This window comes from Pantoea osteomyelitidis (assembly GCF_044342975.1).
GTDB classification, from domain to species: Bacteria; Pseudomonadota; Gammaproteobacteria; order Enterobacterales; family Enterobacteriaceae; genus Pantoea; species Pantoea osteomyelitidis.
The window spans coordinates 1583649-1607516 of the sequence record NZ_JBGFSN010000004.1; the positions used below are offsets into that span (position 1 = coordinate 1583649).

At 53.4% G+C, this 23868-nt stretch carries 18 protein-coding genes; 2 read left to right on the top strand and 16 right to left on the bottom strand.

Going from position 1 to position 23868, the window contains the following annotated elements:
- Positions 1 to 387: 387 nt before the first annotated feature.
- From galE to wbaP, 13 genes are all read right to left on the bottom strand, one after another.
- The gene (gene galE, locus ABU178_RS12580; RefSeq protein WP_397215287.1) at positions 388 to 1401 is read right to left on the bottom strand and encodes a UDP-glucose 4-epimerase GalE; all 1014 of its coding nucleotides are present in this window, start codon (positions 1399 to 1401) and stop codon (positions 388 to 390) included.
- 44 nt (positions 1402 to 1445) lie between these two features.
- The gene (galF, locus tag ABU178_RS12585) at positions 1446 to 2339 is read right to left on the bottom strand and encodes a UTP--glucose-1-phosphate uridylyltransferase GalF (protein ID WP_397215288.1); all 894 of its coding nucleotides are present in this window, start codon (positions 2337 to 2339) and stop codon (positions 1446 to 1448) included.
- 267 nt (positions 2340 to 2606) lie between these two features.
- Positions 2607 to 3947 carry a lipopolysaccharide biosynthesis protein gene (locus tag ABU178_RS12590; protein ID WP_397215290.1) on the bottom strand — a complete coding sequence of 447 codons (1341 nt, stop codon included), beginning with the start codon at positions 3945 to 3947 and terminating at the stop codon, positions 2607 to 2609.
- On the bottom strand, positions 3944 to 5167 hold the full coding sequence (locus ABU178_RS12595) for a glycosyltransferase (protein WP_397215292.1): 1224 nt from the start codon (positions 5165 to 5167) through the stop codon (positions 3944 to 3946). Before ABU178_RS12595 ends, ABU178_RS12590 begins: the two co-directional genes overlap by 4 nt.
- A 4-nt stretch (positions 5168 to 5171) precedes the next feature.
- Positions 5172 to 6434, bottom strand: coding sequence for a colanic acid biosynthesis pyruvyl transferase WcaK (gene wcaK / locus ABU178_RS12600; RefSeq protein WP_397215293.1), 1263 nt, complete (start codon positions 6432 to 6434; stop codon positions 5172 to 5174).
- A gap of 179 nt (positions 6435 to 6613) precedes the next feature.
- On the bottom strand, positions 6614 to 8830 hold the full coding sequence (locus ABU178_RS12605) for a phage tailspike protein (protein ID WP_397215295.1): 2217 nt from the start codon (positions 8828 to 8830) through the stop codon (positions 6614 to 6616).
- 94 nt (positions 8831 to 8924) lie between these two features.
- Positions 8925 to 9959 (bottom strand): glycosyltransferase family 4 protein, encoded by a 1035-nt coding sequence (locus ABU178_RS12610; RefSeq protein WP_397215298.1) that lies wholly within the window; start codon positions 9957 to 9959, stop codon positions 8925 to 8927.
- Between the two features lie 51 nt (positions 9960 to 10010).
- Positions 10011 to 10763, bottom strand: coding sequence for a glycosyltransferase family 2 protein (locus ABU178_RS12615; protein WP_397215300.1), 753 nt, complete (start codon positions 10761 to 10763; stop codon positions 10011 to 10013).
- Positions 10764 to 10844: 81 nt separating this feature from the next.
- On the bottom strand, positions 10845 to 11762 hold the full coding sequence (locus ABU178_RS12620; RefSeq protein WP_397215303.1) for a glycosyltransferase family 2 protein: 918 nt from the start codon (positions 11760 to 11762) through the stop codon (positions 10845 to 10847).
- Positions 11763 to 11867: 105 nt separating this feature from the next.
- Entirely contained in the window at positions 11868 to 14045 is a 2178-nt protein-coding gene (gene wzc / locus ABU178_RS12625) for a tyrosine-protein kinase Wzc (RefSeq protein ID WP_397215305.1), read from the bottom strand.
- A 12-nt stretch (positions 14046 to 14057) separates the two neighbouring features.
- Complete coding sequence (locus ABU178_RS12630; RefSeq protein WP_397215307.1) at positions 14058 to 14492, bottom strand: arsenate reductase/protein-tyrosine-phosphatase family protein; 435 nt, start codon at positions 14490 to 14492, stop codon at positions 14058 to 14060.
- 15 nt (positions 14493 to 14507) lie between these two features.
- On the bottom strand, positions 14508 to 15641 hold the full coding sequence (locus ABU178_RS12635; RefSeq protein ID WP_397215309.1) for a polysaccharide export protein: 1134 nt from the start codon (positions 15639 to 15641) through the stop codon (positions 14508 to 14510).
- Between the two features lie 292 nt (positions 15642 to 15933).
- Positions 15934 to 17367 (bottom strand): undecaprenyl-phosphate galactose phosphotransferase WbaP, encoded by a 1434-nt coding sequence (gene wbaP / locus ABU178_RS12640; RefSeq protein ID WP_397215311.1) that lies wholly within the window; start codon positions 17365 to 17367, stop codon positions 15934 to 15936.
- Positions 17368 to 18155: 788 nt separating this feature from the next.
- Between wbaP and ABU178_RS12645 the strand changes: the two genes are divergently transcribed.
- Positions 18156 to 19727: a TerC family protein gene (locus ABU178_RS12645; protein WP_397215313.1), complete on the top strand. Its 1572-nt coding sequence runs from the start codon at positions 18156 to 18158 to the stop codon at positions 19725 to 19727.
- A gap of 46 nt (positions 19728 to 19773) precedes the next feature.
- On the opposite strand, the gene asmA is transcribed toward ABU178_RS12645, so the two are convergent.
- The 3 genes from asmA to udk all read right to left on the bottom strand — a co-directional run bounded on the left by asmA (position 19774) and on the right by udk (position 22919).
- Complete coding sequence (gene asmA, locus ABU178_RS12650) at positions 19774 to 21594, bottom strand: outer membrane assembly protein AsmA (protein ID WP_397215315.1); 1821 nt, start codon at positions 21592 to 21594, stop codon at positions 19774 to 19776.
- Between the two features lie 18 nt (positions 21595 to 21612).
- Positions 21613 to 22194, bottom strand: coding sequence for a dCTP deaminase (dcd, locus tag ABU178_RS12655; protein ID WP_312240086.1), 582 nt, complete (start codon positions 22192 to 22194; stop codon positions 21613 to 21615).
- An 83-nt stretch (positions 22195 to 22277) separates the two neighbouring features.
- A complete protein-coding gene (udk, locus tag ABU178_RS12660; RefSeq protein ID WP_397215317.1) occupies positions 22278 to 22919 on the bottom strand; it encodes a uridine kinase in 642 nt (213 codons plus the stop codon).
- 251 nt (positions 22920 to 23170) lie between these two features.
- Between udk and ABU178_RS12665 the strand changes: the two genes are divergently transcribed.
- Positions 23171 to 23791 carry a phosphatase PAP2 family protein gene (locus ABU178_RS12665; RefSeq protein WP_397215319.1) on the top strand — a complete coding sequence of 207 codons (621 nt, stop codon included), beginning with the start codon at positions 23171 to 23173 and terminating at the stop codon, positions 23789 to 23791.
- The last annotated feature ends 77 nt before the right edge of the window (positions 23792 to 23868 follow it).

Here is a 23868-nt window from a genome sequence, read left to right on the forward strand (position 1 = left end):
TATTTTCAGGCTCTTATAGTCGAAAGGGTCATAAAACCCGTCTTGTCTGAGACCGTCAATAATACATTTTGTGCTGCTGAATTAACATGGTTATTGTCCTGTGACGGATTCGCTAACCTTAATGTCAACTTATCGGTCCGCTAGCCACAACTGATTGACGTCCAACAATATACCTGCTTAGAGTAAGATTGAAAGTTTTGTCGAAGCCCACCCCAGCTCAAAAAAAATGTGCCTTGAAAACGTAATTTTGCCTCAGGTTCGATTAGGAATTCTCCGGGTTTTTTAGAAGACGAATATTGAATAATAAATGCGCAATTGAGCTCAGGGTATTTTATTAAGATGTAAAAAAACCCGGCATTTGCCGGGTTTTTTCAATTCAGTCAGGATTTAATTAAAACCGTTCGGATTCTTACTCTGCCAGTTCCAGGTATCGCGCATCATCTCATCGATACCGCGCGTTACGCGCCAGTCCAGCTCTTTATCTGCCAGGCTGGCATCTGCCCAGAAGGCTGGCAGGTCGCCGTCGCGACGCGTTTTGATTTCGAAGGGAATCGCTTTGCCTGAGGCTTTTTCAAATGCCTTGATCATCTCCAGCACCGAATACCCCTTGCCGGCGCCCAGATTGTAAGCCTTGTAACCTTCCACCTGCGGCAGCTGGTCCAGCGCTTTCAGATGGCCTTCAGCAAGGTCAACCACATGGATATAGTCGCGCTGTGCCGTGCCGTCCGGCGTGTTGTAGTCATCGCCAAACACGCCCAGCTTCTCCAGACGACCAATTGCCACCTGAGCAATATAGGGCAGCAGGTTATTCGGAATGCCGCTCGGATCTTCGCCAATCTCACCCGATTCATGAGCACCCACCGGATTGAAGTAGCGCAGCGCGATCGCTTTGAATTGCGGTTCCGCTTTGGCGAAATCCTGCATCACAAGTTCGACCATCAGCTTGGAGGTGCCGTACGGGCTGGTTGTGCCGCCAATCGGCGTGGTTTCCACATAGGGGACCGGCGCGTTGGCACCATATACCGTCGCGGAAGAACTGAAGATGAAATTCCATACGCCAGCGTTGCGCATCTCTTCCAGCAGCACCACCGTGCCTGCGACGTTATTCTCGTAGTACTCAAGCGGCATACGGGTGGATTCACCTACCGCTTTTAACGCAGCGAAGTGAATCACAGCTGAGATGTTGTTGGCTGCAAACAGATCGCGCAGACACGCGCGATCACGGATATCGCCTTCAACAAATACCGCTTTTTTGCCTGACAGTTTTTCAACGCGATTGATGGCTTCGCGCGAAGCATTGCAGAGGTTATCCAGGACCACAACGTCGTTGCCGCGCTCTAACAGCGCCAGCACCGTATGGGAGCCGATGTACCCTGCCCCGCCCGTTACCAAAATAGCCATGTGTACTCCTTTAAACCGCGCAAGCGGCGCGGCATGAGAATGGATTATTTCGCCAGGATTTTCTGAATAGCTTCACGGAAATCACGACCCTGCGCGTTATTACGCAGACCGTAAGAAACGAAGGCCTGCATGTAGCCCATTTTTTTACCACAGTCGAAGCTGGTACCCGTCAACAATTGTGCATCAACCGGTTTTTTCTTGCTGAGAGACGCAATCGCATCAGTCAGTTGGATACGGCCCCACGCGCCTGGCTCAGTTTTCTCCAGCTCTTCCCAGATATCTGCAGACAATACATAACGGCCCACCGCTGTCAGGTCAGAATCCAACTGGCCCGCTTCTGGTTTCTCAATGATGTTGGTGATAGAGCTAATATCGCCTGGGTTATCCAGAGGTTGCTCGGTGGTCAGAACGCCGTATTCGGTCAGATCTTCGCCTGGCATATGCTTCGCCAGAATCTGGCTGCGGCCAGTCTCTTCAAAGCGAGCCACCATGGCGGCAAGGTTATAGCGCAGGTGGTCAGCGGTTGAATCATCCAGCAGAACGTCAGGCAGAACCACTACAAACGGGTTATCACCGATCATCGGACGTGCGCACAGCACAGAGTGCCCCAGCCCCAGCGGGTTCGCCTGGCGAACGTTCATGATGGTTACGCCCGGCGGACAGATTGATTGCACTTCGCTCAGCAGTTGGCGTTTAACGCGTGCTTCGAGCAGGGCTTCCAGCTCATAGGTGGTATCAAAATGGTTTTCCACCGCATTTTTGGAAGCATGAGTGACCAGTACAATCTCCTTGATGCCGGCAGCAACGCATTCGTCGACGATGTACTGAATCATCGGTTTGTCGACGATCGGCAGCATCTCTTTCGGAATGGCTTTAGTCGCAGGGAGCATATGCATACCGAGTCCCGCAACCGGGATTACTGCTTTAAGCTTGGTCATATTTATTCCATTTAATGAAGTGAATATATGAGGTCGATTATGCAGGATCGGCCGGAACAGCAAGTATAATCTTAATCTGAAAATCTCACACTAACTGCCTGTCACACCATAGAAAATCGGCTTTTCAGCACTTATCTGCCGCATGAAAAAGCGCAGAACCACAAGCGGTAAGAGCAACGCGCTGATGGCGCCCGCAAGCAACGTCCTGCGCTTAATAAGGCCAAAGATTCTGAGAGACAATCTTGCCGATCGTCTCTCTCCGGTCAGTTACAGCCAGCCTTCAAACCATTGCGGCATAATGAACAGATTGAAATGATTCACCAGCAACATCAAAGCAACGAACACCACCGATACCGACACCCACTGGCGCGCATAGGGTATAAAGCGGATACCGATTACCGGCTTGATAAAGAACGGGTGGGCAAACGCCGAGATCAATACCTGCGAGATTGAGAGCGTCAACGCCACATAAAGCACGTTCGGCCAGATAAAGGTGGTCGCCAGCACGCCCAGCACCACCAGGCTCGCCACGATATTCCAGTAAAACTCGACATTGGTTCTGCCGTTCGCCTGAGAAATCGCGCCGGTCAGGCCGCCCATCGGACGCAGCATGCCAAACAGCAGCATTAGCGGAATCAGGTGATAGACCTGCTCATGAGACGCCCCGTAAAGCACACGGACGATAACCGGCGAAAGGATGCCGATAGCCAGATACATCAGGCTGCTGAATAACATGATGGCCAGCGTGCCCTTCAGGAACAGTTTTTGTAGCTGCTCCGGCTCATGCTGCTTCTCGGCGAAACGTGGCAGCGCCAGGCGGTTGATAACCGGCGACACCAGCTTCAGCGGCTGCAAAACCAGCTCTTTCGCCAGCGAGTACACGCCGAGCATCTCTGCGCCCATCACTTTGCCCACAATCAGCGCATCCGCCTGGGTGCGCAGCTGGTTAATGGTCTGCGAGCCGAGCTGATAAATGCCGTAGCGCACCGCGCTGAAAAAGGTCTGCTTGTCGAACTCCCAGGTTGGCCGCCAGGATTTCTCACCAAAGGCGATCATGCAGAGAATGCGGGTAAAGGCATTGATGAACAGGCCGAGAATGGCCGCTGCCACGGTAAGAGAAGTAAAATAGAGCATCGCGACGGTGCAGAGAAAGGCAAACAGCTTGGTCGCCATCTCAATTTTAGCCAGCATCACCATGCGCTTGGTTTTAATGAAGTGCGCCTGGTACTGAGAGAGATGACCAAGCACCAAAAAGTTCAGGCTGGAAAGAGTAATCAGGCCGACCAGTTCCGGCAAATGATAAAACCAGGCGACCGGCCAGGCGATCGCGATCAATACCAGCCCTGCTCCCAGACTCAGCGAGACGTTTACCCAGTAGATGGTGCTCTGCTCGCGACGGGTAATTTCCTGACGATGAACCAGATAGCTGCTCATACCCATATCCTGCAGCACGCCCGCCACCGCCAGAATAGCGTTGATGATCGCCAGCAGCCCCAGCTCATGCGCCTCCAGCTTGCGCGCCAGCACGCTCAGCTGCAACACCTGCAAAACAGCGGAGAAACAGGTACTGCCAAACAACCATATCGCCTGTGACTTGAATCCACTCACGCCAGTCGCTCCAGAATTTGTGCCAGTTCGCCATAGGCGATATGTTGATTGAACTCCGTTTCCACCTTGTGGCGCGCCGCCGCCACAACCGGAGCCACGTCGATGTCGCCCTGCGAGAGTTGCAGCAGCGTCTCCGCCAGCGCATCGGCGTCGTCTTCCGGCACCAGCCAGCCGGAAACATTATTCTCAATCAGTTCAGGGATCCCGCTGTGCACGGTGGAAACCACCGGCAGCCCCACCGCCATCGCTTCCATCAGCGCTACCGGAATACCTTCCATGTCGCCGTCCGCCGCGGTTTTCGACGGCAGCAGGAAAATATCCGCCTCGTTCAGCGCCTGGCGGATCTCATCCTGCGGCTTAAAGCCCGGCATTTTCACGCTCTCTTCCATACCGGCGCGGGCGATATGTTCATGCAGCATCTCTTCCTGCTCGCCATTGCCGATGATGGTGTATTCGAACTGACCGCCGCGCGCCTGCAAAATTTCACTCGCCTTCACCGCCACATCCAGCCCTTTCTTCTCCGTGAGGCGCGCCACCGAAACGATGCGCAGCGGCGAATGAAAACCCTGACGGGGCTGAAAATTGAATTTCTCCGGCTCAATGCCCATACGCGTCACATGAATCTTCTCCGGCGGGCAACCCATCTCAATCAGCTTGTTTTGCCACAGATAGCTGATAGGCAGCATCAGCTCGCTCTGGGCGAACAAATTAACGTAGTCGAGCTTGTGCTCTTCGAGAATATGACGACGTGAGATATCGGCGCCGTGGAAAACAGTGGCCTGTTTGCCCTCCAGCACGCCGAGTTCGCGCAGCTTGTTGGCCAGCGCGCCGGCGTAGCCGAAATGCACCAGAAAAACATCAGCGACAAAAGTCTGGCTGGCGTTGGCCACGATGGAGGGCAGCAGCAGCTTGCTGGACTGCGCGCCGTAACGGCGCACATTGAGCGAGCGAAGCAGTGCCGGTTTGGCGACTTTGGGCAGCACCAGCTTCAAGCGCTGGTTGAGCTTGTCGAGATTCGAGACTTTTTCATCCGGCAACAGATAGTGCGTTTTCTGCGCCAGACCATATTCATCGAAGGCCGCATGACGATTCACCATATCGCCCGGGAACACTGAGATAATCTCAACGTCATGTCCGGCATCGATAAAGTAGGTTACCTGATTCAGAACGAATGTCTCAGAGGCAACCGGGAAACGCATGGTGAAAAATGTCAGTTTCATTACATCACCCTAATACTTTGAGAATATCTTCAGTGATCTTATTACCGACGTCCCTTTCCTTTTCCACGGCCTCGTTAACCTGCCGCTTGATGTTGTCATAATCTGTGAGGATAGTCTGCACTTTGGCGATCAGAGAGCCGTCCATCAGGCTTTTCACGTCCGTTGCCATTTGCGGCAGGCCGAGCTGGTTCATCACGCCCAGCGATTTATGCTCATAGTTGATGGCAACAGCCGGGGTGCCGAAGTTCATAGAAATGATAGCGGAATGCAGGCGAGTACCAATGGTCAGATGACAGTGGCTTAAAAGGATACCCAGTTCAAGGTCGTTAAACTCATCCATGATGACGTGGTAATGCTCGGGCTGATCCACATGATCGTGCAAGGTCAGCGCAACCATACGATCGTCTTTGGCATAGCTATCAATGCCTGTGCAGGTAGAGAATGCCACTACCTGATAACCTTCGGCAATCATCGCGTTAATCACGCGACCAAATGCCGCCTCGTACTCCCGCTGCGTAACGCCCAGACGTTTATCGAACGGCGCCAGCTCGCGCACGGTAATCGCTATCGTCTTGCGCGCGCTGATAATGTTTTTCCAGTGCTCCAGATTGTGGCTGGGCGCGTCTACCGCGCGCGCGCGCACCAGAAATGCGGTGTCGGCGCCCGACTTCACCTTGGTGGTGGTAATGCCGTCTTTCTTCATCAGATCGTGGCTGACCTCTTCGCGCAGCACCAGCGTATCGACGCGCTCGAAAATAAAGTTCGCCAGCTCGTTAAAGCGCTGATTCTGAAACGGCCCTACGCTGTGACCAATCATATGCAGCGGCTTGTTTGCCATCAGGGCGCAGAGCGCGTGCTCAAACTGCGTCACGCCATAGAGATCGACGAAAAAGGAGCCGCCCACCTGAATAATGGCGTCATACTTTTCCAGACTTTTGGTAAAGCGCTGCAGATGCGGCGGCACGGCAAACGACTTCCAGACGCCGCCTTTGCCCAGATGCGCCATCATGATTTTCGGCATCAGGCGATTGGCGACTTTACGCTTGATGGTGCCGACCAGACCTTTCGCTGATTTGCGGTTATGCAAATAGAGCGTATCCTGCTGAATATTCTGCTGAAGCAAATAACCGGAGCTAGTTGGATAACGGCTAATAACATCAATGTCTAAATTACTGCGAGCTAATTTCAGTGAGTCAATCAGACCCCGGAGAATCGCGCCATCCCCACGATTTCCACACGTATGGTTACCAACTAATAAAATCTTCATTAAAGACTCCAGAAAAATTTTTGTAATTTTACAGGTCGCCATTTCCGATCTGGCAAAGTGAGCTCTGATTTCAAACATAACAACGGGCGCAATTGCCCAAAGGAGTATCCCTTCAATCACAGCCGCGTTCCTGTCAGCGGCTGATAATACGGTAATGCGGGTTAAGCTGGTCAGACTCCTCAGGATTTCAGGGCGAAGTAAGGAATGGCGCACTGCTGGCCGTTGATCACCACCGACACGTAGCCTTGCGGTTTGCTGGTATCCACCTGATCGGCGCTCAGCTTGCGCGACGCCAGCAGCAGATCGCCCTGCTCGTTTCCGCCAATGCCCGCTTTGCCGTTGTGCAGGCTGAAGCGCTGCGGCGCAGCATGGGTGTTTGCGCCGGAAGGCGGATTGCCAGGCTGCATTTTGCTGTCAAAGCGCGCGCAGCGGCCCGCAACAAAGCGATCTTTCGCTGTGGTTTTCATCAGCACCACGGCGGAAGGCATCCAGCCCGCCAGTTTGATAAACAGGCGCGTATCGGTGTCATGCTCCGTTACGTAACGCACCTCCAGAACCGGCGAGGAACCCTCTGCCGACCAGCTGGCCTCCGCCTTGTTTTTCTTGCGCTGAAGATGGATCAGCGCGCGGCCGCCGGTCGCCTTGCCGTTGACCACATCCATCAGGGGTTGGTCATCGCTGCCGTTGTTGAACTGCGACTGACCGAAAATCTCAATCTCCCAGCTATCGCCAACGTCAGGGGAGTAAAGATTCCCCAGTTCATACCAGCTTTCCTGATTGGTATTGTTGACGATGCGGTGACGCGAGGTGATGTAGTTGTACTTCAGGCTGCCGTCGATAGCGACGCCGTACGACTCCACGCGGGTTGAGCCTTGCTCCCAGGCGCTGAGCCATCTTTCGCCCTGACGCGAGTTATCGATCCAGCTTCCCGATTGCAAATTGGTCTGACGCATATTCAGACGCGAGTTATGGGCAATCAGCGGATTTTTACAATCTTCCAGGCTCAACGCGTCGATAATCCACTGGCCGTTGGAGATGTCGCCCGGATTTTCCGTGTGCTCAATCCAGCCGTTATGAATCAGCGACTGGCTACAACGCGGCAGGTTCAGCACCATACCGCCGCTACAGTGCTGTGCGTTGAAATTTGACAGTTCAATCGCCGTGCTGTGGTTCCAGTTGCCTTGTGGCGCGTTGGACCAGCCCGCCTGGATCACGTCGCCGGTGCAGCGCGAGGCGTACCACTGGTCGATTTTACAGTCGAGGGTATCCTGCAAGCTGATCGCCGTGCCGCCGACGAAACTGAAACGCAGGCAGGCGCCGCGAAAGAACTGGCCGCCGGCACAGGTATTGCGAAACAATCCCTGACGGTTGGGATGCTTATCCACGTTGCCGTTAAAGATCAGGTTCGAGATTTCTACCCAGCGCGCATTCACCTGAAACACAAACGGCGATTTACCGTCCGAAACCAGCGTGGTGGCCGGGAAATAGCCGAAGTTCACCATCGCCCCGGAGATACGGAAAAAGCCGCGGTACTCTTTGCTGAAGTCACATTCAGAGACGAAAAAGGCGCCGGCCGGAAACTGGATGCAAATCTGCTGATTGGTATCCTGCGACCACTGATACATCGCCTTGATGGCGGGCGCGCTGTCGGTTTTACCGTCGGCGATAGCGCCGAAATCAAACAGCGTCAGCCGGTTATAATCATCCACCACGCGACGCCAGTGAAAACCGTTGCCGCTGAAGATCACGCCGCCGTCATCTTTTCCCTGAGCGTAGCTGCCGATAAACTCGCCGCCGCCGACCTCCAGCCCCTCGTGCCAGCTTTTCAGCTTGATCTTGGCGCCTTCAAACAGCGGGCGCGTTTTGCGCAGCTCCTCAACGGAGGGCAGTTCGCCGATCAGCTGATAGCCGCTGGGTTGCGCCAGCCGTTGGCTGAAATCGCTGCCGTTGGGTCGCGTCACGTCAGGAATGTAAAACAGCTGTTCGCCGTTGTTGTCATAGACCGCCATGGAATGGGCGGGATCGGCAATCAGCGCGGCATTATCATGAATAAAGCGGGCAAAGTTGCCTTTATTCAGCGCCACAGGCTGTTCGATCTGCGACACCTTGCCGGTGGCGTCACGCAGGTAAACCGGAATCTGATTCCCGGCTTTGCTGGGATCGCTGCCCGCTTTGCCGATCCATAATTTGCCTTCGAAGCGCTGCCAGAACTGCGGCGGCATGGTGTAGATATTTTCCGGCGTCAGGATCGGCACATCGCCTTTCGGAACATCCGACGGGCTGACCTCTTTCAGTGAAACTGAACCATTTTTTGCCGCAAAGCTGGAAAAGGTACTAACGGACAGCGCGGCAACAAGGGAGGAGGCCGCCGTTTGTAAGACTTCTCTTCTTTTCATGCATCAAATCCCGTGGTCAGTGAGCCCCGCGCAGGGCATAAAGGTGTCCCCAGAGGCATGTCGCGAAAGGCAAAATCTCAGCCGCTGCCTGGTATCAAACCAGGGCCAGCCAGCTCTGCTTTATCTCGTTACCATCGAATTTCAATGCGGTAACTTTGGTTTTCTCGCTCATGGCGTAAAACAGTGAATCGTCGCTTGCCAGCTGATCCATCCGCGCCAGGAAAGCGGCTTTGTCGTTCATCGGCACCAGAAACCCGTCTTCGCCATGATTGATGATCTCCTGCGGGCCGGTCGGGCAGTCATAGGCAACCACCGGCAGCGACCAGGATTTCGCCTCCAGCAGCACCAGCGGCAAGCCTTCATAGCGCGAGGTCATCAGCGCCATGTCGCTGCCGCGGTAGTAATCGTTGATATTGCTGACCTTGCCGACGAAGTTAACGCTGTCGCTGATGCCCAGCGTCGCCGCCTGATCCTGCAGCTGCTGGCGCAGCTCGCCGTCGCCGGCAATCACCAGCGTCCAGTCAGGATGGGTTTTGGCAAAGTCGCGCCAGATATCGAGCAGCAGATCGAACCCTTTCTGATGGTCAAGACGTCCTACCGCCAGCGCCTGGCGGCTGCGGTTCTGACGCTGAAAGGCTTTGTATACCACCGGGTTGGGGATTTGCAGACTGGGGATGCGCCAGCGGCTAAATACCTGATGATCTTTGTCGGTCAGAACAATCACCCGGTCGTAATAGCGCAGCAGCAGATATTTGAGGAATTTGATCGGCTTGCTGAAGGAGTTGATGGCGATATGCTCGCAGGCATAGGCTTTGGCGCGCTTTTTCTTCATCGAGAGCAGGCTCCAGAAGGCGAACATCACGCTCAGGCGGCCCATGCTGATCAGGAAAACGGTATCGAAATCTTCGTCATGGATGCGCTTCACAATGCTTTTGATCGGGTTGTTGTGCCCGGCAAAGCTGACAATTTCTTTGACGCGCTCAAAGGGATAAAAGGTTTTCCCGCTTCCCTCCAGGGAATAAATGGTGACGTTGTGCGTTTCGCCGAGACATTCAGACATAAAGTTACAGATGTTTTCCGTACCCGCGTACGAATAAGCATCTTTGATCACCAGGACTATTTTTTTCATGAACAGCCATCCACCTCAAAAAGAAAAAAAACACCATCCCGAAAACGTGCTTTATCGATGTTTCAGGGTAAACAGTACACCGTTCACCATATACCAGCCGTAATAATAATAGATTTTTAAGGGATTGTTTTTATAGATAATTCTTAATAATTCAAGATGCCACTTCGCGGCTTTGTTTTTGTTGCGGGAGAGGGAATCCCCCAGCTCGTAGTAGTTGACCAGGGTTTTCTGAATGACGCGCGCCTGTTTATAGCGGCTGAACAGCTCATAAAGGAAGAGAAAATCTTCGTGTCCTTTACGTTGGAAAAACAGACCCTGCGGCGGTCGGCGAAAACAAACCGATGAAAAGCAGACGCGATACTGTTTTTTGACGAAGTTTTCCTGCTGAAGATAAGGTTTGCTGTAGGTGATATCGTGATCGGCGTTTTTGGTTTTGTAGTGATAATGGGTAATAACAAAATTATCGCCAGCGGCCATCGCAGCGACCTGTTCGGCCAGCTTTTCGGGATGCCACTGATCGTCGCTGTCGAGAAACGCGATGATCTCTTCTTTTGCCGCGCGCAGCCCGACGTTGCGGGTCTCCGCCGCGCCGAGGTTTACCTCGTTATCCAGCAGGGTAATACGCGCGTCCTGACAATGCTCGCGCACAAAGGCGAGTGAGTCATCGGTGGATTTGTCATTAATCAGATAGATATGCCAGTCGGAATAGGTCTGATCAATGACCGATTGTAGCGCACGTAAAATAGTCTGACGTGCGTTATACATTGGAATGACAATGCCAACGGTGCCAACGTGATTATTCATCTGCATACCTGAGCGGAAAATGTGACGTAAAAATTGCCCCTGTGCAGGAGCAATTGAAAAAGAAGTGGGCTGATTTCACGATCAGGAGATCGCTTTTTTACCGCTGAAGCGCGCTCTGACCTTATCTTTCAGACGGTGCATAAAATAAGCGCGATTATCTTTATTGGTCAGAAAGAAGTAGCGGGCAAAGCTCAGACTGGCCATCAGCGAATTGCCATCCATTTTATACCTTAGCGGCAGCTTAAAAGCTTTATAGGTATGAATATCGCGCTGTGTCAGATAAGGCTTCATGGTATCCAACCAGAAAATTGAATATTTGACCGATTCACCTTTATGTTTGGAACCAAACTTCGTCACCAGATGATAATTCGCCAGCGGCTGGGCAACCATAATGAAATCGTAGCCCATACGATCGGCGCGAATACAGAAATCATAATCCTGATGGCGGATATAGCGCGTATCGAATTTGATCGCCTCCGCATCTTCACGCTTCAGAACAATGGTGCTGGTCTGAATAAAGCCGTAGCAGCCAAAGAGATATTCGGCGACGGTCTCATTTTTGCCCGGCGGCTGCATCGGCATCACCTTCAGGAAGCGGCCATCCTGATAGATATTGACCTGGCTATAGAGCACAAAGCGGCTTCTGCCCTCGGCTTCCAGCTGAGTAATTTTTTCAAACGCGAGCTGCAGCTTATCGGCGCGCCACTCATCATCCGCATCGAGGAAACTGATATAGTCGCCCTGCGCCAGCTCAATGCCTTTATTACGCGCGCCGGCGCCATTCAGCTTGATATCGGAAAGCACCAGATTAATATCCAGCTCCCGGTAACGCTCGCTTTTAACAACCTTTTCCAGTTCAGCGGCATCGTTGGATTTATCGTCCACGATGATCACTTCAAAGTTGCGATACGTTTGTGCTTTTACACAATCCAGCGTCGTGACGATCGATTCCGATGCGTTATACGCCGGAATGACTATTGAAAAGCGGATATCCTTCATTGCCAGCACCTTTTAACGTCTTAACAAAAGGGGTAGGGATTAACAGAACCTGAGGAAAAAAACGGGCCGGATATGCCGGCCCGCGCTGTTGATGTCACAGCCTCATCAGCTCTTCACATCTTTGCCGTAATTGTATTCGTAGTAGTCGTAACCATAGCCATAGGCATTCGCGGCCTTACGCACCACGGCGTTGAGGATGACTCCTTTAATTTCAATGCCGTTCTGGGCAAAGCGTTTAAAGCTGACATCAATCTCTTTGGTGGTATTGGTTTCGAAACGCGCCACCATCAGCGAGGTGCCCGCCAGCTTGCCAATAATAGAGGCATCGGTCACGGCCAGAATCGGCGGCGTATCGATCAGCACTAAATCGTAATTCTTGCTCGCCCACTCCAGCAGTTCGCCCATGCGACGATGCATCAGCAGCTCTGAGGGGTTCGGCGGCACCTGACCGCGCGGCAGGAAATCAAAGCCCCAGACGCCGCGCTGAATCATCGCCGGGCTGAACTCCGTTTTGCCGGAGAGCACATTGGAGAGACCCGTCTTGTTTTCCGCGCCCAACAGCTCATGCGTATAGCCACGACGCATATCGCCATCGATGAACAGCACGCGCTGACCCGCTTTTGACACCAGCGTCGCCAGGTTAGAACAGATAAAGGTTTTACCGATACCCGGACTGGCGCCGGTAATCATCAGAATGTTGTTCTTGGCTTCCATCATGGCGAAGTGCAGGCTGGTACGCAGACTACGAATCGCTTCAATGGAAAGGTCGGTGGGATTGCCCAGCGCCAGCAGCGTATCGTGCGGATCGCTTTTCACCTTGTTGCCGCGGCGGGCCAGCGCTTCGGTATCTTTCTTACGCTGCCATTCCGAGAGCGGCACGCTGGCATAGACGTTCATGCCCAGCTCTTCCAGCTGCTCCGGGTTTTCGATGCCGTGATGGAACAGCGCCTTCAGCAGCACCAGCCCCATGGAGAGCGCCAGACCTAAAATCAGGCTCGCCAGGATGATCAGCATCTTTTTCGGCGCAACCGTGGAGTTGCCGGTTTCAGCGCGGTCGATGATACGGACATCGCCGACGGTGCTCGCCTTGCTGATACCCAACTCCTGCTGACGGTTCAGCAGCTGCATATAGATTTCCTGACCGGACTGAACGTCGCGGGTCAGACGCAGAATTTCCTGTTGCGTCTGCGGCATCTGGGAAATGCGTTTATTCAGCTGCGCCTGCTCGCCTTCCAGCGTTTTGCGTTTTTCCAGCAAGGCGCGGTAGGTCGGGTGATCCTTGGTAAACAGCTGTTGCACTTCAGCTTCACGGAAGGTCAGTTCGTTCAGCTGGCTCTGGACGCTGACGGCGGAATCCAGGGCGGATTTCGCTTCCAGCGACATATCCACCGACTCATTCTGGCGGCGGAAAGTGTTCAGCTTATCTTCCGCTTCGTCCAGCTTGCTGCGTACCGCCGGCAGCTGGTTACGCAGGAAGTCGAGACTCTTTTGCGCCTGCTCCGACTTACGCTCCACGTTTTGCAGCAGATAGTTATTCACGATCTGATTCAAAACCTTGCTGATCTGCTCCGGGTCTTCACCCTGATAGGTCAGACCCAGCACGCCGGTATCTTTGCCTTTATCCGCAATCGTCAGGTTCGACAGCACCATATTGATCGCCTGCAGATTGTTCAGCTTGGTCACGGTAAAGCTGGTGCCTTCGTCCGCTTCGATGCCGCTCACCAGGATGGCGACATCGCCATGCTGCTCCAGCTGCCCTACCCGTCCCTTAAACAGCTCATCACCATCTTTGGTGATGGTATAGCTGGTCGGGCTGTTGACCTCCAGCTCCACATTGCGTTTGTCAAAGGAGCGAGGGATTTCCAGGCGCGAGATAGCGATATTGGCCGGCTTGTTGCCCATCAGACGCGCCAGGCCTTTACCAATTATCGGGAAGTAGTTCTGTTCCACGACGGTATCGAGGCCCAGGTCGTCCACCGTTTTACCGATAACCATACGCGACTGAACGATTTCGATTTCCGTATCAGAGGCGGGGGTAGGAGGCAGCGCATCCTGCAGATCGGTAAGCACCGTGCTGGAGTTTTTTTGCTCTACCTGCACCAGCGCGTCGGCACTGTAAATCGGCGTTGCGAAGAGTGTGTAGAGCGTACCGACCAACATAAAGAAGGCGGTAACCGCAACAATGATCCAGCGGTGATCAATAAGCTGTCCCACAAGATGCGCCAGATCCCATCCCGATGAATCCTCTTTCGGCGCGGTCATAACCTTGTTTTTTATATTCATGGATAATCCCAACTATCGGCTTAATACGTTGACCCATTTCTGGGTAGCGTTTTCCAGTAATCCGTAAACGCCTTCGAAGGCCTCACGACTCTTTCTGTACGGGTCCGCTATTTCCTGTTGGTTGAGCCAGTGCCCAAGCAACATGGTTTTGCCACGCGCGGCTGGGTCAATACGGTTAACCTGCTCGACATGATTTTTCTCCATCACCAGAATCAGATCGTATTCACGACACATACGTGCCGTTAACTGCTGTGCCTGATGTCCATCGAGCGAAAGACCATGTTCGGCCGCCACTTCACTGGCCGTCCGATCGGCAGGATAACCGGCCAGGGCGCCCAGCCCCGCCGACGCGACCCGTTTGTCAGGAAGTGCCCGTTTGAACAACCGCTCGCCGGTAGGAGAGCGACAGATGTTGCCCACGCAGACAACTAACACAGAATTAATCATCTCAAGCCTTGATCATTAATAATCTTTGATACGACTGATGCTTGACGTCACATCGTCGATACCCGCGATGGTCGGCAGTAACTGCGAAATCACACGGTTCCAACGGGTAAGCGGCGTCGAGGTGACATACACGATGTCGTAAGGTTCCAGCTGGAATTCCGTACCCATCACCATCGCCGCGGCATCTTTCACGTTAAGCTGATAGATATTGGCGATTTTGTTGCGGTTCGCGCCGCGAATCGGGCGAATAACAAAGACGCCGGTGGCATCGGAGCTGATTTGGCTGATGCCCTGCGCATTGCCCAGCGCTTCGGCCAGCGTCATCCCGCTACGATCCATTTTCAGGGTGGCTTGCTGCGTCACTTCACCCATCACAAAGACTTTCAGATCGTCGTTGCGCGGAACAAACAGAATGTCCCCAGGGTAGAGCAGATGGTTCTGGGTGAGATCGCCATTCTGCATCAGCGCCTGCAGCGATACGCGCTGCTCCTGCCCGTTATGGGTCAGAATAATGTTGCGCCAGTCGGCGTCTGCCGCCAGACCGCCTGCGGCGTTAATCGCGTCGAGAATGGTCAGCGGCACGTTGGTAATCGGCTGCTGCCCTGAAGTGGTCACCGAGCCGGTCACGTACGCCTTCTGCGAACGGAACGAAGCGACGCTGACGTCAACCTGCGGGCTTTCGATATACTGCGCCAGACGACGAGCGATTTCCGTACGGATATCCGATACGGTGCGCCCGGCAACGCGTACTTTGCCGATATAGGGATAGAAGATGGTGCCGTCAGAGTGAACCCAGTTGCCGGTATCGCTGGCGCTGCGGTACTGGCCCGCTGGCGTGGTGAGTTCCGGATGGTCCCAGACGGTGACGTTGATAACATCGCCAACGCCTACCCGATATTCATAATTCTGGATCTCTTGCTGCAGCAATGGATTTGCCTGAGCGACGACCGGTTTCGGCCGCATCGATTCAACTAAACGTGGCGATAAAGGAAAGACGTTAACGTATTTATCGATATCGTAATTGCTGTCTGGCTGTTCAATGACATTTTTTCCGCTCGTGGAGAGATGACTGCCGGGTTCGACAGTACATCCGGCGAGAAAAGTGGCGGATACCAATAAAGGTATCAATTTAATTTTCATTGTAATCATATTGGGATCATCGCTATCAGTTATTGATTGATAGAGGCGAGAACGCCGCTGTGTAGCGTCTAACAAAATAAAAGGTCAGTTCAGGCACTGAAACTGTGCTTCATTATCATTTGCTCCCTATCTTCTTATGCTGTCGCCGTTAAACAGAGCGACATGAATAAAAACGCATTATTTATTGTTCAAGAATAATGCGCTTGCGTCCCCGATAATGGCAGTTATCAGTTTTAAGACACGCCCAACACCGGCATTTACCCGCAGGGCGAGGCCTGTTCCACGCCCTGTTTACTGCCTGTCAATAAGCGCCGTCGCGCTTAAGCACTACACCAATGGTCTTAAAGAGAATGGCGATGTCATTCCACAGTGACCAGTTCTTTACGTACCACGAGTCAAAATAGACGCGGGTTTCATAATCCACATCATTACGTCCGCTCACCTGCCATAATCCCGTCATGCCGGGTTTTGCCATCAGATAATAATCGACGTCACCGGCATAACGGCAGAGCTCATCTTCAATCACCGGACGCGGACCCACCAGGCTCATATCGCCGCGCACCACATTCCACAGCTGCGGCAGTTCATCCAGGCTGGTTTTACGAATGAAATGGCCGACTTTGGTAATCCGGGGATCGTTTTTCAGTTTAAAGTCTTTATCCCACTCGGCGCGAGCGACAGGATCGGTACGCAATACCTCTTCCAGCACCTCTTTGGAATTAATCACCATCGAGCGGAACTTCAGACATTTAAATTTGCGACCGTTCATACCCACGCGCTCATGACCGTAAATCGGCGGTCCGCCATCACGCCCCACCATAAAGCCGAGCACCAGCAGCGCAGGCAGCAGCATAATAATAATCGCCAGCGCGCCAACAATATCGAACGCTCTTTTCAGGAAGCGCGAGGTCCGTTTCGCCAGATTATTATTGACGCGCAGAATCATCACTTCGTGGCTGAAAATATAGGCCATATCGGTGCCGTAGAGCGGAACCCCGCGCAGCGTAGGGATCACCGACACGGAACGGCAGTTATGCATCGCCAGGCTTTTCAGCCAGCTGTCACGGTGCTGACTCTGTTCAAATTCAACCGCGACGATAAATTGCGTTTCGCTGTTTTTCAGCTGCCATAGCGCCTCTTCATCGGTCAGCACCGGCACGCCAAACAAGCTGGTTTGCGAGCAGGAACCATCGACGTCAAAAAAGGCCACCACGTCGAATCCCATAACTTCGTCGCTTTGTAACGCCTGCCAGGCTTCGCGGGCGTTTTTATCGCTGCCGATAATAATGGTCTGCTTTTTCCACAGGCCGTAATTATTCAATACCCGTTTTGACAACGCACGTCCCAGCGGAATAAACATCAGCGCCAGAAGCCAGGTCAATAACCAGACGAAACGCGACATTTGCCACTGCGATAAAGCGGCGATCGATAAATCGATAATAGAAAAAATCAGGATGGTACGAAAAACTTCTTTCAGTTCAAACCAGAAAGGTTTGCGGTAGGTGAAATGACGCAACCTGACCCAGAACCAACCTACACAAATAACCGAGAGACAAATATGGGTAAGTATTTTTGAATTCAGATCCTTTTCAGAAATATCTGCCAGCGGGGAATTCGGCAGCATATTAATAAGCGCCAGAGCGATAAATAACGCGGCATTGAAAAGAATTAAATCTGAACACGCCAACAGCAATTTGGTAATAAGACTTTTTAATGTGAAATCGGTATCGCGCATATTGAACTCTTTATTTTATTTTCCTTAAACCCGTAACACCTTAAGCCTGTGCAATAAGTGAGCGATAATGAATCTCAGGTGTATATCTCTGCTGATGAGAAGCGCCTGGCGTTTATGCCAGTCTTCTTTATTACTTAAACAAGAAAACTGTGATAAAGACCAACAGATTACTCTGACTTACGCAGAAAAGAACTGGTTGATTATTCAGCAGAGAAAGCATTTCAGACACGCTACCGCCCTTGGCTGTCGCTGCCAATACCGCTCTCCTGCACATATTTTTCTCATCTGCGTTGCTGATAAACGCGCACGAATCATCGCGTAAACCAGAAAATGATCACAATTCACAACATCAAAAGCTGAATCCGCGCGCTATTAACAACACCGGCGCAGATATTTACTAACACGTTGCTATACTAGTTATTACTGGCTTGTTTACAAGTAGGCCCTTCCATCCCTGCGCTACTTTAGGAAAAAGACTACCAGTGATAAGTATTGATAGTGCCCGGAGCACTGTTTTTTTCAGGTAAAAATCAGAATTATTCCATATAAACTTTTGGTAAAATTCTCTTTGAAATGTCCCATAGTCATACACCTTCCACTATCGGGAATGTGCAATTCAGATTTATCTTTTACCCTTTTTCAGATATTTCCCTGCTTGCGTAAATATCCGGCCAAATGTCTTAGCACCATCGTCCAGGCGGTTATTCTCGGTTTGGGTGCTATTTGTACCCGTGGCGCGGGTTCACTATCATAAGAATGAGCTTATTTTTACATTAAGGTGATAAAACATGCTGGACTGGATCCTGGATCCGTCTCTCTGGGCTGGGTTGATTACGCTTATCGTTCTTGAGCTGGTACTGGGCATCGATAATCTGGTTTTTATCGCCATTCTTGTGGAAAAACTTTCCGGTAAAGCGCGGGATCGGGCGCGCGTTATCGGTTTGCTGCTTGCCCTTGGCTCACGTCTGGTGTTGCTCGCCTCGCTCTCCGGGCTGGTAACGCTTACGCAACCGCTGGTGACGCTGCTGAACCACGCTTTCAGCGCACGCGATCTTATCCTGTTCTTCGGCGGCGTTTTTCTGCTGTTCAAAGCCACCACCGAACTCAACAGCCGACTTGAAGGCGACGACGACGAGGGAAACCAACAAAAAGGCGGCGCTAAATTCTGGCCAGTGGTGGCGCAAATTGTGGTGCTGGACGCCATTTTCTCGCTGGATGCGGTGATTACTGCGGTTGGCATGGTCAATGACCTGCCGGTGATGATGGTCGCCGTGACCATTGCCATTTTGCTGATGCTGCTGGCGAGCAAGCCGCTGACGCGCTTCGTCAACAGCCATCCCACTATCGTTATTCTCTGTCTGAGCTTTTTGCTGATGATTGGCTTCAGCCTGATCGCGGAAGGGCTGGGCTTCGCCATTCCCAAAGGGTATCTCTATGCCGCGATCGGCTTCTCGGTGATTATTGAGGCCTTCAATCAGCTGGCGCAGTTTAACCGCAGGCGCTTTCTTTCGGCCGGTCGGCCGCTGCGCCAGCGTACGGCAGAAACGGTATTGCGCCTGCTGCGCGGCGAGGCGGATCGCGCAGAGCTGGATGCCGGTACCGCCTCCCTGGTTGCCGACAGCGGCGAAAATGCCCTTTTCAACCGTCAGGAACGGCGCATGATTGCCCGCGTGCTGGGTTTAGGCCAGCGTCATATAAGCACAATTATGACCTCGCGCCATGACGTTGAGCATATCGATCTCAGTGACGCCCCGGACGTCATCATGACACAGCTCGATCGCAATCAGCATACGCGCATCCTTATCACGGAAAAGGGCGAAGAGCCGCTGGGGGTGGTGCACATTATTGACCTGCTTCATCACGCCCTGCACGAAAACTCACTGAATTTGCGTGGGCTGATCCGTCAGCCGCTGGTGTTTCCTGAACGCCTGACGCTGCTGCAGGCGCTGGAGCAGTTTCGTCAGGGACGCACGCACTTCGCTTTTGTCGTGGATGAGTTCGGTTCCGTCGAGGGCGTGGTGACGCTGAGCGATTTAATGGAAACCATCGCCGGTAATTTACCGAATCAGGAAGAAGAGAACGATGCGCGCCACGATATCCGTCAGGTCAGCCCAGGCTGCTGGGTCGCCAACGGACATATGGCGCTGGAGGATGTGGTGACTTATGTCAGGTTACCGCTGGATGAACAGCGTAGCTACCATACGCTTGCCGGTCTGCTGATGGATCGCCTGCAACATATTCCGCAGGAAGGGGAGGAGTTACAACTCGGCGATTATCTGCTGCGCACGTTGCAGGTGGAAAATCATCGGGTGCAGAAAGTGGAGATTGTACATCTGAATCGACCTGAAGCCGAAGCCTGAAACCCATACCGGTTCAGCCGCGCTGAACCGGTATGAATAAAATTTATCAGGGACGCAGCAGCTTTTTCAGATCGTCGGTTTTATTATTCTGCGGCTGACGGTCAAGCCACTGGTTAAGACGCGATTTCGCCTCGTCCTGCAGCTGTTGCCGTAAAACCTGATCCACCGGTAAGCTGTACTGCACGTCATCCCAGCTGCCGTATAGCCGCAGCGGAATCGCCTGCTGTGAAAGCGCCGCCACCAGTTTTTCATCGCCTTTCCAGCCGCCCAGCGTCACGCCTAACGTCACATCGAGCGCTCTTTGCGTCAGGTTAACCTGCCCGCCACCCTGTAGCGACAGCCTGTTGCCGTTGCCGTTCAGTTGGTTGAAGGTCACCACGCCCTGATTCAGGTTCGCATGACCGGCCAGTTGCTGAATGCTTTGTTCATTCGGCTCATCGCTGCTGACGCGATTGCTGGCACGCTCAACGGCGCGACGCACCAGCTGTTGCAGATTGAACTGCGTCAGCTGGACATTCTTCAGTTGCATCTCCGCACTGCCCTGCCACTGGCGTTGCGCTGCCTCAAGGCTGAGCTCATCGCCCGTCAGCTGGCCCGACAGGCTCAGCGTGCCCTGAACGCTTTCCGGCAGCGCCAGCGCTTTCAGCAAGGGTTGCAGGGCGATCTCGCTGAGCTGAGGTTGCAGCGTGACATGCGTAACCGGACGGCGGATATCAATCGTGCCGGGCAGAGAAAAATGCCCCGCCCCGAGCTGTCCCTGTAACGTGCTGAGCGTAATCAAACCACGCTGGCTGTTCGCCGCCAGCTGCAAATTGTTCAGCGCCAGCCCGCGCCAGGCGGCATGATCCGCTGCCAGGGTTAAGGCGAGATTCATCCCGTTGAGTAGAGAATCTTCATTGTTGCGCGCCCGCGGCTCAGCAATCACCGGCGCCTGGGCGACGTTTGCCCGCTGTTCGCCCGTTTGCTGCACAACCGTGTTGCTTAACAAATTATCGAGATTTAGCTCAGACGCGTGCAGATTGAGCGCGTAAGTTTGCGGCGCTTTCAGGCTGCCTTCGGCGCTGCCCTGCAATGCGCTGTCATTGGCGCTGAGCTGTAGCTGCGAAAAACGAAAACGTTGTGTATCGCCGCTCCACTCTCCTTTCAGGCTGAGCTGACCTTTGATGCCCTGCGCAGGCAGGCCAGCGCCGGAAAGCGTGTAATTTAGCTGTTCCAGCTCACCCGTTAGCTGGTGAGGATAGTTCGCCGCGTTTAACTGGCCCTTCAGCGACAAATCCGCATTGCGCTGATTGCGCGATATGCGCGAGCTCAGCTCAATCGCAGCCTGCTTACGGCTGTTTTGCTCAAGGCTGAGATTAAGATCGCGAAAGTGAATTTCATCGCCGCCGGGCTGTTGCCAGATAAGCAAACTGTCCGAAACGTTAAGCTGGCCAATATCAAAGGTCCAGCCGCTCTCGGGCGAGGCGGTTTCCGAATCCTGCGGCCCTACCGGCGCATTTTGCGGCTTGCGCGCGGCGCTCTCAGGCGTCGCACGTATTACCGCATTTTTCAGCATTACCTGACTGACGCTAAGCTGATGAGAAAGCAAAGGCAACAGATCGACGTCGAGGCGCATATTCTCCGCCGTCACCATCGGCTCCGGCGCGCCTGGCGCCGTCAGACTCATACGCCCGGCCAGAATGCTGAGCTTCGGCCAGACGTGCCAGCGAAGATTGCCGCTGACCTGAAGCTGATAACCACTGCGTTGTTCCACCTGACGCACCATATAGGCCCGGAAGTCGTTGGGATTTACCAGCAGCACCAGCGCGGTCATTCCCGCGACGACCACCACAAACAGGATGGCCAGCGTGGTTATCACTCTTCTCATTCGATCCTCAAATTCGGTTCAGTCTTTATCGATACGACTGGCAACAGCACCCTGCTGTCCCCGGTATTTTGCGTCTTCACGGCGATTGTAGGGTCGCGCTGCCGGGCCGGAGAGCGGCTCAAAACTCAGAGCACCAATCAGCATGCCCGGACGCAACGCCAGCGGCAGCTTGCCGGAATTATAGAACTCCAGCACGATACGTCCCTGCCAGCCGGGATCGATACGGTGCGCGGTGACATGCACCATCAGCCCAAGGCGCGCCAGCGAGGAGCGCCCATCCAGCCAGCCCACCAGATCGTCGGGAATGGTCACCGATTCCAGCGTGACCGCCAGCGCCAGCTCGCCCGGATGCAGAAAAAACGCTTCCCCTTCCGGCAGAACGATCTCGTCGCTCATCACGCGATCCAGCGCGGCGCTGACTTCATGTTTCGGTCCGCTGAGATCGATAAACGCCGCGGTATGGCCGCTAAAGGTACGAAACTGATTGCCCAAACGCACATCGACCGTGGCGCCGTTGATGCGTTCAACTGGCGGACGCGGCGTAATCGCCAGTTTTCCGCTGTCGAGCCAGGCTTCAATATCGCGGTCGCATAATCTCATCGCCGTTACTCCATAACGTTAGTGTAGCAAGAGCCGCTGCATGCCGTGGCAGCCGCAGCGCTTCACGTCCTGTCGGACGTCGGTTACTCAAAGAACTGGTTGATTTTCGCCTTGAGGATATCAATCGCGATACGATTTTTTCCGCCGCGCGGTACAATGATATCGGCATACTGCTTGGATGGCTCGATGAATTGCAGAAACATCGGACGCACGGTTTTCTGATACTGGCTCATCACCGAATCCATCGAGCGTCCGCGCTCGTTGACGTCGCGCTTCATGCGACGCATCAGACAGATATCCAGCGGCGTATCGACGAAAATAGAAAAGTTTAACTCTTCGCGCAGGCGCGCATCGGTCAACAGCAGAATGCCTTCAAGGATGATGACCTTTTTCGGCTTCAGATGAACGCTTTCCTGAGTACGCGTATGCTCAACGTAGCTGTAGACCGGCAGGTGAATATCCTGACCCGCTTTCAACGCCTGCAGATGCTGTAACAGCAGATCGTGATCCATCGCGCTCGGATGGTCGTAGTTGGTTTTAACCCTCTCTTCCATAGTGAGGTGGCTCTGGTCTTTGTAATAGCAATCTTCGGGAATAACACCGATATGCGCATCACCGACCTGATCACGGATTTCACGATAGAGCGTGCTGGCGATTAAACTTTTTCCGGATGCGGATGCACCTGCAATGCCGACAATCACGCATTGATGAGACTTGTCACTCATACTTTTTTAAGACCTGATAACTGGAGCCTGTCCCTGCATGGTTTTTCACCGCAGCGAAGACGGGCCGAAATGAGAGGGTGAGTTGGCGGCAATTATAGGGATTTCACGGTTTTGATGCCAGAGAAATGCGGCCAGTGGCTTTTCAGAATTTCCCCTTTTTAACCTGATGCTATCATCGATAAACTATGACAGATGCAAAGGTTGCAACGCTACTGGTTGGCCCAGCGTTTGTCTGAACAGCAAGGAAAAGTATGTCCTGGAAAAGTTTAACCTACTTTGGTGACAGCATGTTGCTGATCCCGACAGCGGTGATTATCGCACTGATTCTGCCCTGGAAAAGCGACAATCGCCGCACGGTCTGGTATTGGCTGGTGGCATTCGGCCTGGCCGGACTGCTGGTCAGCGTGTCGAAAATTCTGTTTCTGGGCTTCGGCATCGGCAGCGCACGCTTTAACTTCACCGGCTTCAGCGGCCACAGCGCCATGTCCGCCACGCTGTGGCCGGTGATGCTGTGGCTGATCTCGGGCCGCTGGTCCGCTTTCTGGCGCGCCTTCGCTATCGGCCTTGGCTATCTGATCCCGTTGATGGTCGGCTTTTCGCGTCTGGTGATCCACGCCCACTCCAAAAGCGAAGTGGCCGCCGGTTTGCTGCTGGGCTTTACCCTCAGCACGCTATTTCTTATTTCTCAACGTCGGACTGCGTTAAAGGGCTTTAGCTGGCCGCAGATCGGCGTCGCCTTTCTGGTCCCGCTGCTGCTGATCGGGCATGGCCGTCTTGCCACCACCCAACAATTTCTTGAGCGCTTCTCCGCCGACCTCGCCGGACTGGAAAAACCCTATACGCGCGCCGACCTCTGGCGCCTGCAACAATGAGAATTGTCTCAACAAAGACGCAATCAATCCGCCGAATAACAGCAAAAAGTGAATTGCCGGCGGCTTCTTATATCAGA

What these genes read in the sequence shown, in the direction of transcription:
- galE (WP_397215287.1), bottom strand. Translation starts at nt 1,401, where the DNA reads ATGGCTATTTTGGTAACGGGCGGGGCAGGGTACATCGGCTCCCATACG.
- galF (WP_397215288.1), bottom strand. Translation starts at nt 2,339, where the DNA reads ATGACCAAGCTTAAAGCAGTAATCCCGGTTGCGGGACTCGGTATGCAT.
- ABU178_RS12595 (WP_397215292.1), bottom strand. Translation starts at nt 5,167, where the DNA reads ATGAAACTGACATTTTTCACCATGCGTTTCCCGGTTGCCTCTGAGACA.
- wcaK (WP_397215293.1), bottom strand. Translation starts at nt 6,434, where the DNA reads ATGAAGATTTTATTAGTTGGTAACCATACGTGTGGAAATCGTGGGGAT.
- ABU178_RS12605 (WP_397215295.1), bottom strand. Translation starts at nt 8,830, where the DNA reads ATGAAAAGAAGAGAAGTCTTACAAACGGCGGCCTCCTCCCTTGTTGCC.
- ABU178_RS12610 (WP_397215298.1), bottom strand. Translation starts at nt 9,959, where the DNA reads ATGAAAAAAATAGTCCTGGTGATCAAAGATGCTTATTCGTACGCGGGT.
- ABU178_RS12615 (WP_397215300.1), bottom strand. Translation starts at nt 10,763, where the DNA reads ATGAATAATCACGTTGGCACCGTTGGCATTGTCATTCCAATGTATAAC.
- ABU178_RS12620 (WP_397215303.1), bottom strand. Translation starts at nt 11,762, where the DNA reads ATGAAGGATATCCGCTTTTCAATAGTCATTCCGGCGTATAACGCATCG.
- wzc (WP_397215305.1), bottom strand. Translation starts at nt 14,045, where the DNA reads ATGAATATAAAAAACAAGGTTATGACCGCGCCGAAAGAGGATTCATCG.
- ABU178_RS12630 (WP_397215307.1), bottom strand. Translation starts at nt 14,492, where the DNA reads ATGATTAATTCTGTGTTAGTTGTCTGCGTGGGCAACATCTGTCGCTCT.
- ABU178_RS12635 (WP_397215309.1), bottom strand. Translation starts at nt 15,641, where the DNA reads ATGATTACAATGAAAATTAAATTGATACCTTTATTGGTATCCGCCACT.
- wbaP (WP_397215311.1), bottom strand. Translation starts at nt 17,367, where the DNA reads ATGCGCGATACCGATTTCACATTAAAAAGTCTTATTACCAAATTGCTG.
- ABU178_RS12645 (WP_397215313.1), top strand. Translation starts at nt 18,156, where the DNA reads ATGCTGGACTGGATCCTGGATCCGTCTCTCTGGGCTGGGTTGATTACG.
- asmA (WP_397215315.1), bottom strand. Translation starts at nt 21,594, where the DNA reads ATGAGAAGAGTGATAACCACGCTGGCCATCCTGTTTGTGGTGGTCGTC.
- dcd (WP_312240086.1), bottom strand. Translation starts at nt 22,194, where the DNA reads ATGAGATTATGCGACCGCGATATTGAAGCCTGGCTCGACAGCGGAAAA.
- udk (WP_397215317.1), bottom strand. Translation starts at nt 22,919, where the DNA reads ATGAGTGACAAGTCTCATCAATGCGTGATTGTCGGCATTGCAGGTGCA.
- ABU178_RS12665 (WP_397215319.1), top strand. Translation starts at nt 23,171, where the DNA reads ATGTCCTGGAAAAGTTTAACCTACTTTGGTGACAGCATGTTGCTGATC.